The organism is bacterium, assembly GCA_035529855.1.
Lineage (GTDB): Bacteria > RBG-13-66-14 > B26-G2 > WVWN01 > WVWN01 > WVWN01.
Genome location: DATKVX010000031.1, coordinates 1 through 14,935, shown reverse-complemented (window position 1 = coordinate 14,935; position 14,935 = coordinate 1). Strand labels below are relative to the sequence as shown.

The 14,935-nt window shown below is 59.4% G+C and carries 11 protein-coding genes and 1 tRNA gene; 7 read left to right on the top strand and 5 right to left on the bottom strand.

Annotation, left to right across the window (positions count from 1 at the left end; all coding sequences use genetic code 11):
* From VMX79_02885 to VMX79_02875, 3 genes are all read left to right on the top strand, one after another.
* The coding region (locus tag VMX79_02885; protein ID HUV86037.1) for a hypothetical protein at positions 1-1,176 on the top strand (1,176 nt) is incomplete at its 5' end.
* 120 nt (positions 1,177-1,296) lie between these two features.
* Complete coding sequence (locus VMX79_02880) at positions 1,297-3,231, top strand: T9SS type A sorting domain-containing protein (protein ID HUV86036.1); 1,935 nt, start codon at positions 1,297-1,299, stop codon at positions 3,229-3,231.
* Between the two features lie 82 nt (positions 3,232-3,313).
* Positions 3,314-4,489 carry a PLP-dependent aspartate aminotransferase family protein gene (locus VMX79_02875; GenBank protein ID HUV86035.1) on the top strand — a complete coding sequence of 392 codons (1,176 nt, stop codon included), beginning with the start codon at positions 3,314-3,316 and terminating at the stop codon, positions 4,487-4,489.
* Positions 4,490-4,562: 73 nt separating this feature from the next.
* Here VMX79_02875 and VMX79_02870 read toward each other — a convergent pair whose 3' ends face one another.
* From VMX79_02870 to VMX79_02855, 4 genes are all read right to left on the bottom strand, one after another.
* The gene (locus tag VMX79_02870) at positions 4,563-5,741 is read right to left on the bottom strand and encodes an AAA family ATPase (protein ID HUV86034.1); all 1,179 of its coding nucleotides are present in this window, start codon (positions 5,739-5,741) and stop codon (positions 4,563-4,565) included.
* 277 nt (positions 5,742-6,018) lie between these two features.
* On the bottom strand, positions 6,019-8,049 hold the full coding sequence (feoB, locus tag VMX79_02865) for a ferrous iron transport protein B (protein HUV86033.1): 2,031 nt from the start codon (positions 8,047-8,049) through the stop codon (positions 6,019-6,021).
* Between the two features lie 40 nt (positions 8,050-8,089).
* Positions 8,090-8,371 carry a FeoA domain-containing protein gene (locus VMX79_02860; protein ID HUV86032.1) on the bottom strand — a complete coding sequence of 94 codons (282 nt, stop codon included), beginning with the start codon at positions 8,369-8,371 and terminating at the stop codon, positions 8,090-8,092.
* A gap of 65 nt (positions 8,372-8,436) precedes the next feature.
* A complete protein-coding gene (locus VMX79_02855) occupies positions 8,437-8,880 on the bottom strand; it encodes a metal-dependent transcriptional regulator (protein HUV86031.1) in 444 nt (147 codons plus the stop codon).
* A gap of 435 nt (positions 8,881-9,315) precedes the next feature.
* Between VMX79_02855 and VMX79_02850 the strand changes: the two genes are divergently transcribed.
* The 4 genes from VMX79_02850 to VMX79_02835 all read left to right on the top strand — a co-directional run bounded on the left by VMX79_02850 (position 9,316) and on the right by VMX79_02835 (position 14,059).
* Positions 9,316-11,325, top strand: a complete 2,010-nt coding sequence (locus tag VMX79_02850) for a sulfatase (protein HUV86030.1) — start codon at positions 9,316-9,318, stop codon at positions 11,323-11,325.
* 168 nt (positions 11,326-11,493) lie between these two features.
* Positions 11,494-11,591, top strand: a tRNA-Sec gene (locus VMX79_02845).
* A gap of 206 nt (positions 11,592-11,797) precedes the next feature.
* Entirely contained in the window at positions 11,798-12,850 is a 1,053-nt protein-coding gene (locus tag VMX79_02840) for a mechanosensitive ion channel family protein (protein ID HUV86029.1), read from the top strand.
* 18 nt (positions 12,851-12,868) lie between these two features.
* Positions 12,869-14,059 carry an FprA family A-type flavoprotein gene (locus VMX79_02835; protein HUV86028.1) on the top strand — a complete coding sequence of 397 codons (1,191 nt, stop codon included), beginning with the start codon at positions 12,869-12,871 and terminating at the stop codon, positions 14,057-14,059.
* A gap of 75 nt (positions 14,060-14,134) precedes the next feature.
* Here VMX79_02835 and VMX79_02830 read toward each other — a convergent pair whose 3' ends face one another.
* Positions 14,135-14,758 carry a DUF5683 domain-containing protein gene (locus VMX79_02830; protein ID HUV86027.1) on the bottom strand — a complete coding sequence of 208 codons (624 nt, stop codon included), beginning with the start codon at positions 14,756-14,758 and terminating at the stop codon, positions 14,135-14,137.
* Positions 14,759-14,935 lie beyond the last annotated feature (177 nt).

Here is a 14,935-nt window from a genome sequence, read left to right as displayed (position 1 = left end):
GCGTTTAAGGCCGGAGGCTTCGCCGGCTACGTCGACCGCCCGGCCGGCGACCACCGCCTCGTCGGATGGGCGTTGTGGCGCTTCGGCGGCGACGTCGCGACGTTGGGCGACGTGTCTTATTTTCCCCGAAAAGAAGGGAAGCCGCTCTCCGACGACCCGCGCAACAGATGGGGCAACGGCGCGTACGCGTTGATATACCCGGGGACCGAGTTGGGTTTGAACAAGCCGCTGCCGAGCATACGGCTGAAGCTTCTGCGCGAAGCGGCCGAGGACTACGCGTATTTATCGGCGTTGAAAGACGCCGGCCTGGCGGCGTACGCCGACGAGCTGGCGGCCGGCGTCGTCCCGGCGCTACCTCCCGCCGGAGGGAACGGCGCCGAGGCGGACGCTTTATACGGGGCTCGCGAGGCCGCGGCGGTGGCGTTGGTAAAGAGCGAGTGGCGCCAGGAAATAGCGGAGAACGTCGTACGAGGCCGCGCGGTAAGCGACGACGGTACGGCCGTCGCCCGGGCGGTGGTACGGGTCGGCCCGCTAGCGTCGGTTACGGACCGAGACGGCGACTACGAATTGCGTTACGTACCTCGCGGGCGGACGCTGGCGGCGACGGCGCCGGGTTACGAGAGGGCGGCGTCTTCCGGCGCCGGCGGCCGCGGCGATTTCGTCTTAAAGCAACTCCTCAGGCGTTATCTCTCGAGCGGCGACGAGGCGCCGGCCGATTTTTCGGATAAAGGGTTCGAGGGAGCCGCCGTTTTGCCGGACGCGAACGTCGCGGGCGGGCCGGCGTTCGTAGCCCGGCTTAAGGCGAAGCGCGCGGGCGAGCTCGAGTTCAGGCCGCCGCTCCGGGATTGGAGTACTTTCGGCTCGCTCGTCGTCGAGTTGTACAACGGCTCGAGAGGCCGGGTTAGCGCGACGGTGCGCGTGACGGACGGAGCGGGCGCCTTTTACGAGGAAGTGGTCCTGTTATCGCCGGCGTGGTGGACGCGGGCGCGGCTCGAGTTGGACCTGGCTCGGGCGCGCTTTTACGTCGAGGCGAAGGGACGCGAGGGCGCCCTCAAGTTCGCCGACCGGCCTCGGGTTAATTTCGCCGACGTTCACGACGTGAAGGTAACTTTCGAGGGCCCGGCGGACGCCGAGGTCCGCGTGGGGCGGGTTTGGCTGGAGGCCCGCGCCGATTAAATATGCTCACGAGAACGCACGGCAAGAAAAGGATCGAGGTTCGTGATAACGTCTCGTCCGGGCCGAACCGTAGGACGCAAGCGGTTACGTTACGGTAGAATATAGGAGTCCAACGTCGTTATGAGCGATTTCAAGATACTGTTGGTTATCGCGTACGCCGTCGGCATAATGGGGGGCGGCGCGGCGGCCTTCGTCCCGCTGGCGGCCGAACCGGCGTGGGAGTCCGAGGACGAGGACTACGCCACCGGCGGTATGTTGTGGGACCTCGACGGCGACGGCTACCTCGACCTGGTCGTGGGGAACGGCAACGATATGGACGAGGAAGAAGACGCCGTCTTCTACAACCGTCGCGGCGAGCTGGAGCGAGCGGCGAGCTGGCGCAGCGCGGACCTCGGCTACGACGGCCAACTCGACATGGGCGACGTCGACGCCGACGGCGACCTCGACGTCGTCATCACCGGTTTCCTCACGCCCCACCTCGAGCAGTTGTACCGCAACGACGGCGGCCGCCTGACGTCGTCGCCGGTGTGGACGAACGCCGACGCCGACGACAGCTTCTCGTGCGCGCTGGGCGACGTGGACGGCGACGGCGACCTCGAGCTCGCGACGATATCCGGGTACTTCGACCCGGCGCCCGTTCGCCTATACGCGAACGACGGCGGCGTGTGGGAGAAGTACGCGAGTTGGTTTACGCCCAAAGCGTACGACGCTAACGACGTGGGCTGGTGCGACGTAGACGGCGACGGCGACCTCGATCTCGCGACGGCCGGCCACGGAGAGCCGTGCTACCTGTTCGAGAACGAGGGGGGCGTACTCCGGAAAACGCCGTCGTGGCGTACGGACCTGGTTACCGAATTCAATCAGCTGACGTTCGGCGACGTGGACGGCGACGGTTGGCGCGACATGGTCGTTTCGGATAACTCCGGAGGCCGCGTCTTGTTATATATGAACGGGGCCGGTTCGCTCGCGACGGCCTTCGCGTGGTCGGCGCCGCTGCGCTACGCGTCGTGCGTGAAGCTGGCGGACGTGGACGGCGACGGCGACCTCGACCTCGCCGTCGGCGGTTGGTGGTCGCCGATTCAGGTATACGAAAATGTGAACGGCGCGTTCGGCGCGTCGCCGGCCTGGTCCTACTATCCTCGGAGCGGCGCGTTGGTGTGCGAACAGGCGGTTTGGGGCGACGTCGATAACGACGGCCTCCGCTTCGTAACGGGGGAACGCTACGACGGCGACGGGACCCGCAAGCTCTGGTACCTCGAGCACCTGCCGCTCCACGCGTTCACGTACGCCCGGGTGGACGGGAGGACGCTCGAGCCGGGGGAGTTTTGTTTCCATCCCGAAGACGGATGGGTCTCGTTCGCCCGGGCGCCCCGTCCCGGCCGCGGCAACGTCGAGTTCGGTTACGTGTATTCCGAGGACTTGGACCTCGTCGTGACGAATTGGGACGAGGAGACCGGCAGTTACCTTTTCTTAAACGAGCGAGGGGGCGTAGTCGCGATATCCGGATTCGGCGTATTCCCGGCCGACGGCGGCCTCGTCGTTAATTGGAAGGTTACGGCCGGCGGCTCGAGCTTATCCGGGTTCAACCTCTACCGGCGGCGCGCCGACGTAAGCGGCTACCGGCCGCTGCTCGTTAAGGTGAACGAGGGTTTGATTACCGGTAGGGCGTCGTCGTTCTCGTACACGGATGCCGGCGTCGTCGGCGGGGCGGCGTACGACTACTGGCTGGAGGCCGTGCTCGCCGGCGGCGGGACCGAGACCTTCGGCCCGAAGCGCGGCTGGGTCCGCAAGACGACGTTCGCGCTTAGCCAGAACTATCCGAACCCGGCGCTTGGGACTACGACGATACCGTTTTCGCTGGAAGCGGGGGCCGACGTGTCGCTCGCGCTCTACGACCTCGCCGGGCGGCGGGTGGGTACGATGTTCCGCGGCTTCGCGCACGCCGGGACGCACGAGGTCCGCGCGGACGTGTCGTCGCTGCCGCCGGGGGTTTACGTGTACCGGCTGGACGCCGGGGGCGACGGCGCGGCGAGGAAGATGGTCATAACGCGCTAAGCGCCGGCTTGACTTTAAGCCCCGGCCGTCTTATATTGGCGCGTAAAGGTTCCCATAACGTTCTTTAGGTCAAGGAGACTTCGTGAAAGAGTTAGACTTTCATACGCTGGCCGTCCAGGGCGCGGCGCCCTGCGATGAGAAAACAGGCGCCGTCGCGACGCCGATATATCAGACTTCGACCTTCTCGTATTTTACCGCGGACCGGGGCGCGGCTCTCTTCGCCAAGGAAGAGCAGGGTTACATCTATACCCGCCTTTCGAACCCGACGAACGAGAAGCTCGAGAAGAACCTCGCGTTGTTGGAGGGTGCCGACGCGGGCCTTACTTTCGCCTCCGGATTGGCGGCCATAAACGCGCTGGCGCTGTACCACTGTTCCGCGGGCGACCACTTCCTGGTTCAAAAAGAACTCTACGGCGGCACGTACGAGCTTTTCACGAAGCACTTTCCGCGCTTCGGGATAGACGTAACCTATCTAACGGATATGACGGCGGACGCGGTCGGGGAAAATATCCGCGACAACACGAAGCTGATATTTTTGGAGACGCCGTCCAACCCGTTGCTCCACATCGTCGATATCGCCGCCGTAGCCGACGTCGCGCGAAAGGCCGGCGTACCGCTCGCGGTGGACAATACGTTCGGGACGCCGTACCTCACGCAACCCATAAAACTCGGCGCGACGTACGCGGTACACTCGGCGACGAAGTACATCGGCGGCCACGGCGACTGCATCGGCGGTATGGTCGCCGGGCCGCGAGAGGCGATGGACGAAATGCGGGGAAGTACGTACAAGGACCTCGGCGCGACGACGTCGCCTTTCAACGCCTTTCTGTTCCTGCGCGGTTTAAAGACGTTACCGCTGCGTATGGACCGCCATTGCGCCAACGCGCAAAAGGTCGCGGAGTTCCTCGCGGAGCACGACAAGGTCAAAAAAGTATACTACCCGGGCCTGCCGAGCCACCCGGGGCACGAGCTTGCGGCGAAACAGATGCGCCTCTTCGGCGGGATGGTGGGCTTCGACGTGGCGAACTTCGGCGACGCCAAAAAGCTCCTCGACGGCCTTAACGTTTGCGTCCAGGCCGTCAGCTTGGGCGACGTCATGACGCTAATCGAACACCCGGCGTCGACGACCCATCACGGCTACCCGAAAGAGGAGCTGGCCGACGTCGGCCTAAGCGAGGGGTATATCCGAATATCGGTAGGCTTGGAGGACCCGGGCGACCTGGTCGACGACTTGGCGGCGGGCCTGGACCGAATATAGGCGGAGCCGATATCGCAAACCGCCCCCAACGGGGCGGTTTTTTTAAGGTTTTACGGTATTAAGCAATTAACGTTTATATTAATCCTCTCTCACGCCCTTTCAAAACAATGTAAGGTATCATTAACGGGTTTAAGAAACGATACCGGTGCCGGCCCTTACCGCCTATTCGTTCTAATAAAGGCCCTCGGTCAGGGTTTATTAGTTTTCCTAAGTGGTAAGAAAATTTCGTTATATCTACTTTTTGCCCTAGGATATCCGACAAAGGTATTTCAACATCTTTAGCCCTAAAAGTCGCGTATTCGTCGAATTTTGTTAAAGCACAAGCGAGTATTACTTCGGGGAATATCGTAGCTCTTGTCGAAGCGGAGGCCCGTAAGTAGGCGTTGCGTATCGTTTCGCTTACGTCTTTTAAGCTGAACATTACTGCATCATTTAGGTCTTCGGAATTAATCGAAAACCTAGAATTAATTAGCGCAAATTTAGCGCTATATTTAGAAAGTAAATGTGTATAATGCGGGAAACCTTGGGATAGTTTAACGATATCAGCGGCAACAGCATCGTCGATAACCATATTTAGTAACCGCGACCCCTTATCTATGATTTCTTTTAACTCCTCTTCTTTCATCCTCTCTAATTTTATTTGTTTCAAATTTCTTTCTATCGAATGGTGTTCGCCGATTAATTCATCTACTGTTAATGCGACGCCAACAATGACCAAGGTTATACCAGATATATTATCGGAAATATATTTTATGGTATCAGCCATTAATCTCTTTATTTTTTCCCCCTTTATTCTATCGAATTCATCGACAATAATTATTCCTTTATTAAAAATACCACTTATAATGTCTGCTACGTTTTCGGGTTTAATCTCTTGACCTTCTGGTATGAATTCCCGAGCGGTATATTCTACAACATTAACGTCTTCTATATATCCTATTCTCCTTTGTTCGCCAATCATCTTTATCCGTTTTAAAGTTTTATCCCATATATCTTCGTATTTATCGTAAGAAACACAACTCGTTTTTATTACAGCGGCCTCAGAAATAACTTCAGCTGTTATATTCGCCAACGATGTTTTTCCTACGCCCCTTTCTCCGTAAACGATTGCGTGCGCTCCTTTTTCTTTAACCGCGTCAATCACTTTTACGATTTCGTTTACTCTTCCTGCGAAGAACTCCCTTTTGTTTATAGGAGCGGCTGGGGTAAACGCTTTTTCTAACTCGTTTAGTTTTTCTTCAAACCTAGACATTGCTCTCGTCCCGTACTCTATTTGTATATTACCGTATTTTGTTGGCCATATTTTAATTCAAAATTACTTTAGAGTCAAATATTTTTTCCCGCACCGTTCTGGTAGCGCGGCTTTTACTTCACGCGGCGCGCAAGCCGACGGGTCGCGGCCGTACGGGCAGCCGCAGCAACCCGGCGCGCCCCCCTTGGCCTGGCGTTTAATAATAAGGAGTACGGCGACGGCGCCGATAACGACCGCCGCCAATATTATTATAGTTTCCCACATACCCTTTTCGTTTCTACCCCAGCCCTAAAAGCCTGCCGCCCTGGTAGACGAGCGTCGCCATCAACCACCCCAATATTATAGTGTAACCGGTCGCGAATAGCGTCCAGCGCCACGAGCCGGTCTCGCGGCGAATGACGGCGATGGTCGCGGCGCAGGGGATGTATATCAACGACATGACCATGAAGGCGTAGGCCGACAGCGGCGTGAACGTCGCGCGCAACACGTTCGTGAGCCCTTCCCGGCCGGCGCCGTAAAGGACGCCCAACGTGGATACTACGGCCTCTTTCGCCATTATACCCGCGACGAGCGCGACGGCCGGCTCCCATTCGCCGAAGCCGGCGGGCCGGAACGCCGGCGCTATAAGCGCGCCAGCTTTCCCCAGGATGCTGTCGCGACTCGCGTAGGCTATGCCGGGCGGAAGGTTGGCCAGGCCCCAAAGCAGGACCGAGGCCGCGAGTATGATGCCGCCGGCGCGCGTCACGAATTCGCGGCTTCGCTCCCAGGCGTGGAGCAGCGCGCCTCGCAGCGTCGGTACCCGGTACGGCGGGAGCTCCATTACGAAATGCGCCGACTCGCCGGGGAACAACAACTTGCTGAACACCTTGGCCGCGGCTGTGGCGAGCACGATTCCCAGGACGTACAACGACCAAACGACCAGGCCCCGCCGGCCCGCGAAGAACGCCCCGGCGAAGAGGACGTATATTGGCAAGCGCGCGGAGCAGGATATCAGCGGTATGACCATGATGGTTATCATCCGTTCGCGCCGGGTCTCGAGCGTACGCGTCGCCATCACCGCCGGCACGTTGCAGCCGAAGCCGAGTATAAGCGGGATGAAGCTGCGGCCGTGGAGACTCAACTTGTGCATGAATTCGTCCAGGATGAAAGCCACGCGCGCCATATAGCCCGAGTCTTCCAGGACCGCGATCGCGACGAAGAGGAAGAATATATTGGGGACGAAAACCAGGACGCTGCCGACGCCGCCGAGGACGCCGTCGACGACGAAGCTGACGAGGAGCGGGGGAGCGGCCACGCCCGACGACGAGGCTTGAGCGCCGAGCCAACCGAGGGCCCACGCCAGCGCGCCCGCCACCGGCTCGGCGATTTTAAACGTAAGCTCGAACAGGGCAAACGCCGTGGCGAAGAATATCGGGATGCCGAGGAAGCGGTTGGTGACGACTCTATCTATTTTATCGGAAGCGGTAAGCCGTACCGGCGACGGTTCGCGGGACCGCACGACGGCTCTCATTAAACCGGCTATGAAGCCGTACCGGTAGTCGGCCACCGCGACCACGGCGTCGTCGCCCACGATATTCTTTAGGTGTTCGGCGACGGCGGAGCCTTCGTCGGCGACCGCGGCGCCCTCCGGCGTTTCGCTTACCAGCGCCTTTACCTCATCGTCCCCTTCGAGGAGTTTAAGGGCGAGCCACCGGCGGCCGAGCCCCGACGGCAGCGTATCCAGGGCCGTCAGCTCCGCGGCGAGTTTTTCGACGTGGGGTTCTATTTCGTGGCCGTAGTTGATGCGCAGCGGCGATACCGTTCGGCCTTGGGCGGCGGCCGCGGCGACGGCGGCCTTGAGCTCGGCGATGCCCCGGCCGGTAGTCCCGACGGTGGGGATTACCGGTACGCCCAGGAGGGTCGATATCCCTGCGACGTCGAAGCGTAGGTCCTTTTCGACGACGTCGTACATGTTGAGCGCGACGACGACGTTGGCGCCCATCTCGAGGAGCTGCGTCGTGAGGTAAAGATTGCGCTCGAGGTTGGACGCGTCCGCCACGTCGACGACGACGTCCGGCCGGCCGGTCATTACGAAGTCGCGGGCGACGACCTCGTCCAGCGAGTACGCGCCCATGGAGTACGTCCCGGGGAGGTCGACGACGTGGACCGTCGCGCCGCCGTACTCGTATCGGCCCTCTTTTTTTTCGACGGTTACGCCGGGCCAGTTGCCTACGTGCTGGCGGCCGCCGGTGAGCTTGTTGAACACCGACGTCTTGCCGGCGTTAGGATTGCCGGCCAGCGCTATGGTTATGTCCTTCGGCGAAGCCATGTCCTTATGTTAGGGGCGCCTAACAAATGTTTTAAAATTTTTACTTCTTGGGACAAGGTTCGTCCGTTTCGCATTCAGGGCATACGTCGTCGGAAGCGGCCGCCGCCAGGACCTTCGCGGCGACGCCGCGACCCACGGCTATGCGGGAGTTGTTGAAGCAGAGCTTAACCGGGCCGTGCCTGTTGTCGAGGACGTAAATGTCGGCGCCGGGGACGAGGCCGAGCGACAGGAGGCGCAGCTTCAATCCCCGGCCGGCGTTTATCCTGACGACGCGGACCGTCGTCCCGGGGTCGAATTCCAACAACGATTTAATTTCCGGCAAGTCGAAGCGCCTCCGTTACTACGCGATTGGGCCGCGTCGGCGAAGCGACCTAGGATATTCCGCGTCTATTTACCGGGTGGCCGTTGGGCGCCGGTGCGGCGTCGGCTTTTGCGGCGGCGGGCTACCGCCACCGTATAGTCGGCGAGCCGTCCGGCGGTCTCGTCGCTGAGGCCGTGCTCGAGCGTGCAGGCGTCGCGTTCGGCGACGACGTCCGGGACCCCTAAAACGTCTTCAAGAAACGTTACGAGGGTATCGTGCCGGTTGCGTACTTTACGCGCCGACTTGAGGCCTTGGGCCGTAAGGCTAACGCGGCCGTAGCGCGCGGATTCGACTAATCCCTTGTCGGTCAGCCTTTGTACCGCTTGCGTGACCGATGCCTTGGCCACTTTTAAGCGGCGCGCGATGGACGAAACCCGCGCCGGCGGCCCGAGGTCGAATACGGCCTCGAGGTAATCCTCGAGAGACGGGCTTAGGTTTTTGCGAGATGACGTTGCGTGGTCCGGCGCCATTGTTAGGTAATCCTAACATATTCGGGCGCGGTCGTCAATATTTTAATCATCCCGACGTAAAAACGGTTCGGGGCCGGCTCGAGCCATTAGGGGTTTCCTCGGTATATCCCGAAGAGTATAAAAAACCTTGCCCCGAACGAGAGTTGAACGTATACTGAATTTAAAGTTTCGAAGAGCGGGGGCGGAGCTGCTACTGGTGGGCAGGCCGGACTTCAAATCCGTGCGGCGGCACTAACCCTGTCGCCGGCACTCGAGAGACAGCCGAGGACGTGGGGTTGCGTTAAATAAGGGGGGCTATGCCTCGGGGATATAAAGGATACGGCCGGAATTTAAAATTGGCTTTGACTTCCACTTCTTCAAGGAGAGACCTTTATAATCGCAACGTAAGCGGGGTCTTTGTCTTAAACCCTACGACACGTTTAAAGGTTCGGCGGGATGGGCGTAAAGGCGTTACAGGGGTACGGTCGCTTTACCGGGCAGGTTTTGGGCGCTGGTTGTTTGGGTGGCGTCCTCGCCGCGGCCGGCGAGTTAATCCTCGGCGCGGGGTTAGGTCGGGGGGCTTTTTGGGGGCCGCCGAGGTTTTTTTCCCAGATTTTATTCGGCGCCGAAGCGTTATGGGCGGCCGCGGTAAGCGGCCTCGTATTCGCGGCCGGTTGCTCGATATATTACTTCTGGGCGGCGAGGAGAGGAAGAGTCCATTTAAGCTCGCCGCCGTTACTAATCGTCGTAATCGCGTTATTGGGCGCTCCGTTTTTTTATTTTTTGGCGACAGTCGATTTTGTATGGTTTTACTATAAACCGAACGTGGTCATTTTGGCCGTATTCTTGCTTACGGTCACCGTGTGGTTTTGCGCGGCGTGGGGGATTTACGGGTTGGTAAATAGGATACGGCGCCGGTCGTCGGCCGGGGGCCCACTGCCCGTTAACTTCTTGCGATTACTAACTCTTGGCCTACTAACCCCGTTTATCTTCGCCGAGCTATGGGCCATCTGGCAGGCGCGCGAGCCGCCGCCGAGGCGGCCTGATATATATATCGTCGTCATGGACGCGTTTCGCGCGGACCGGCTTAGTTATTACGGCGCGAAACGCTATTTGGCTCCTACTTTGGAGATGTTCGGCGCGGAGGCCGTGGTTTTTAAGGAAGCTTTTACCGTTTCCACGTGGACGAAGCCGGCGGTAGCTTCCATTTTTACCGCGACCTACCCCGGCACCCACGGCGTTAACGCCCGCTTTTTTCCGCTTCCGGACGACGCGGTTACGTTGGCCGAAGCCTTACGCGAAGGAGGCTACAGGACCATATGCGCTTCGGCGAACCCGAACGTAACTCGGCCGGCACGGATGGCCGACGGTTTTGACATCATGGATGACGTCGGCCAAGGGCCGATATTCAACGCCGCCGGCCCGCCCGTCTCGTGCGCGCGCCCTTTTATGGCTTTCGTTTGGATGAGGCCGTTTTTAGGGCCGCTTTTAAATACGACGAACGACGGCATTAGTATTAACGCGAGGCTAAAATTTTGGACCCGTTTCGCTCGGGGGCGGCCCGCCTTTTATTACATCCATTATATGGAGCCTCATACACCTAATTTACCCGGTCCCGGGTATATGTACGAGGTTAAGCCGTATTTGGCCAAGGTCGACAAGGAGCGCGTGCTTAGGATAGCGGCGGGGCCTCTTTTCTGGTATGAAGTGTTGAAGGACCCAACGTTCGTACCCGACTTCAACGAGGACGAGCTGGCTTTAGCCAGGGCGTTGTACGACGCCGAGATTCGCCGGATGGACGTCGTCATAGAGGACCTGCTGGAGAATATCGTTAATAGTCCCGGGCGCGACTCGGAGGCGATAATAGTGATAACGGCCGACCACGGCGAAGAGTTTTTAGAACACGGCCGTTGGCTTCACGGCGCCGGCCTTCACCACGAGTTAGCGCGGGTACCGTTTATAATTAAAGCCCCGGGCTGCAAGCCGGCCGTCGTCGAAGGGCCGGTCAATTTGGTTGATATCCCGCCGACATTGGTCTCGTTGGCGGGCCTCGAAACCCCGCGCGGCTGGGAAGGCTTAGCTCTGGGGCCTTATATTAAGTCCGGTTCCGAGTTGCCGCGCCGGGAGCTACTTTTAGAAGGTATCCACACGATACTCATGCCGTCCGACGACGAGGGGGTCGAATCCAGTATAGAGTTAAACGGTCTGGTGGCGGGAGATTATTATTACCTTAAGGACGAAAACGCCGACGTCGAGTATTTGTACGACCGGCGCCGCGACCGATGGCAGAAAGATAACCTCGCGTCCAACGCCGCCTTTACGGAGGCAGGCGGCGTACTCGCGGAAAGCCGCGACGCGCTGGCTCGCTATAAAAACCGGGTTGAGGAGAGGGCCTTCGGCCAGGGCGAAATTTACCTGCCGCCGGTGCTCGAGAGAAAGCTGAGAACTTTGGGTTACGTGCAATAGGGGGAGGGCGTCGGTAGGTAATTATTCGACCGCGGCCGTGTACGGTCCAAAGGTACTCCCAATCGGAGTAATAGCTATTTAAAAGAAGCGGTTCAGAAATCGGCGTATAAACGGCACAGCGACGAATCCGAGGACTGCGACGGTAACGAAACTTCCGGAAAAGACTGCGGGGGCGGAGCTGCTACTGGTGGGCAGGCCGGACTTCAAATCCGTGCGGCGGCACTAACCCTGTCGCCGGTGGGTTCGATTCCCACCCGCTCCCCCCAAAATTCCCGCCCGGCCGAGCGCCGGGCGTTATAATAAGCGCTACGCGTCGGCAGCATGCGGTAAGTACCGGGATTACGGGACGGGAGCCGCTTTCCCGGCGCAACGGCCCGGAGCCCTTGACCTGTGGCCTCCTATGGTTTATATTTAACCGCCGATAGTACTGAGAGGGCCGTTTCTACGGTTATTTTCCGGTGGTGACGCGTTTATGGTAGAAACGATTTTGAACTACGTGTTGTGGGAAAACCGCGTTGCGGATTACCTGAAAGTCTTGGGCGCGGTCGTGGGGGGCGTTATCGTCCTCCGAATCCTCAAGTACGTCGTCGTCAGGCGCGTCGCGGCGTGGGCGAATAAAACGAAGGCGCCTATCGACGACAAGCTCGTTAATAGTATCGCGAAAGCGCTTTTGCCGTTGCTCTACCTGGGTACGGTATATGTGGCGCTGGGGTGTTTGACCATTCAACCCGACGCGGCTCGCGCAATCGAAATCGTCGCGAAGATTTTACTGACCTTTTTGGGGGCCCGTTTTATTATCGCGGTACTGGTGAACACCATTAAGTATTATTGGTTGGCCAAGGAGGAGAACGAGGCGAGGGAACGGACCGTAAGGGTGCTGATGCCCATTATAAAGATCGCCGTATGGATAGTGGCCGTAATCTTCATGTTCGACAACCTGGGCTTCAAGGTGACGACGGTCGTCGCGGGCCTGGGCATCGGCGGCGTTGCGGTGGCGCTCGCGGGCCAGGCGATATTGAAAGACCTCTTCGGCTACTTCTCGATATTGTTCGACCGGCCTTTCGAAATCGGCGACTTCATAACCGTCGGCGATAAATCGGGGACCGTCGAAAAAGTGGGCGTCAAGACCACCCGGCTGACGAGCTTGAGCGGCGAGCAGCTCATTTTCTCCAACGCCGACCTCACGGACTCGCGGGTCCAAAATTACAAGCGGATGGAACGGCGCCGGGTGGCGTTCAAAATAGGCGTGACGTACCAGACGCCGCCGAAGAAGTTGAAAGAGATCCCCGGCATAGTAGAGAAAATTATCGCCGAGGTCGAAGACGCCGATTTCGACCGCGCGCACTTCCACTCCTTCGGCGATTTCAATTTAATTTTCGAAATAGTATACTTCGTCTGCGGGAACGACTATAAAAAATATATGGACGTACAACAGCAGATAAACGTCGCCATGTTCGACGAGTTCGCCAAGCGTAAAATCGACTTCGCGTACCCGACGCAGACGATATTCTTGCCTAAACCCTAAAAACCCCAGGGGGACGAGATGGACCCGGTATTAGTTAAAAATGATATCTATTGGCTCGGCGTACACGACCCCCACCTCGACGCGTTCGAGGTCGTGCTGCCGACGCCGTGGGGGACGACGTACAACTCATATTTAATTATGGCGGCCAAGCCCACCCTGGTGGAGGCCGTCAAGGTTACGTTTCGCGACGAGTACGTCGAGAAGTTGAAGTCTTTAATCGACCCCCTCAAGATAGAATACCTCATATTGAATCACACCGAGGCGGACCATTCCGGCGCGGTCCCCTGGCTCGCGGAAGTGGCGCCCAACGCCCGGGTCGTGACGTCGAAGGCCGCGAGCCGCCAAACACACCAGCTCTTCCACCTCGAGCGAGAACCGCTGGCCGTGGGCGACGGCGACAGCCTCGAGCTGGGCGACCGCGAGTTGACGTTTATCAGCGCGCCGTTCCTTCACTGGCCCGACACGATGTTCACCTATTCGCCGCGGGACCGCGTACTGTTTACCTGCGACGCCTTCGGCGTACATTTCTGCGACGAGCGGGCGGTGTTCGACGACGAGGCCGGCGACTTCGCCGGGCCTTACCGGTACTACTTCGACAATATAATGCGGCCGTTCCGCGATAAGGTGCGCCAGGCGGTGGATAAAATCGCCACCCTTGACGTGGACGTAATTTGTACCGGCCACGGGCCGGTTTTACGGACGGACCCGCGTAAATACGTAGAGCTTTACCGGACGTGGAGCGAGGAACCCGACGAAGGGCGCGTCAAACCGCTCGTCGCCGTATTCTACTCCGGCGATTACGGCAACGTCGCTCAGATGGCCGACCAGATCGCGCGAGGTTTGGCCGCCGCCGGCGCGGAGCCGGTGTTGCGGGACGTGACGTCGATAAAAAGCGGAGAAGTTTCGGCGTTGCTCGGCGAGGCCGCCGGCCTTCTTATCGGCGTACCGGCGGTCGCGGACGACGCGCTCGAGCCGGTGGAAAGGGTTTTAGCGGAGGCGGCGAACGTGGTCGGCGGGAAACCGGCGGCGGCGTTCGGGCCGTTCGGCACGACGGGGGAGGCCGTTCAGCGGGTGGAAGGCCGCTTAAAGGAAGCGGGGGCGAAGCTGGCCCGGCCCGCGTTAGCGGTGGATTTCGCTCCCGACGAGGAGGTATTCCAACGGTGCCGCGCGTTCGGCCTGGACTTCGGCGCGGCGCTGGAACCGGCTTAGGTTAAATAGTAAATTAAAGACCCGGCCTCGAGCCGGGTTTTTTTGATTTACGCAACGTCGTCGTCGGCGTATCGTTCAAAGCAGGCCTATGGCGACCGTGAGCCCGGTGGCGGTAGGTTCGACTTTGATACGCGACTGGGCTTCTTTGTCGGCCGGCAGGTCCGAGACGTCCCAGTCCGCGAGGTGCGCGTCCACGTACGCGTCCATCATCGAATAGGTGAGGGCCGCGACGAAGAGCCACCCCCAGAATTCGGTCTCGACGATGTAGTTTTCATGCTTGGCGAGTTTATCGCGTTTGATTTTTTCGTCGGTTGCCTCGCGGGCTTCGCGTAAATACCTCCTGGCGATGACGTAGTTATCCACCGCCATATAAAGCGTTCCCGCCTGGGCGGCTATTATCCCGCCCGCCTTCCAGTACTTGCCGTTGTAAATCTGGCCCCACCCGGGAACCGCGAACGACCGCCAGAGCGCTCCCGTCGGCGAACGCTTTTTACGGGCCAGCGCGAGCTCGGCCAAGGCCGTCGAATCGTAGTAACCCTCTCCCTCCAGCGGCGCCAACGTCGCGGCCTCCGCTTTCTTGGCTTCGTCTTCGGCGACGTTGATGTCTACCGCGGCGGCGGCCGTCGCCAGCGCACCCAATATGATAATGGCGCGTAGCATCGTCGCGGCGATAATATCGCAACGAGGCCGGCGCGTCAAGCGGATACCGCCGACGCCGCCCGGGGAACAAGGCCGTTGTAGAGTAAAGGGACATGGTACCCACCAGGATATGGTAAAGTTGAGTTGGATAAACCGCTCGACTTTCGCCAAAATCCGGAGGTGGCGTACCGATGTCCCGACTAAAGTATAAGGATATATGTGGAGGAGAGCAACGGA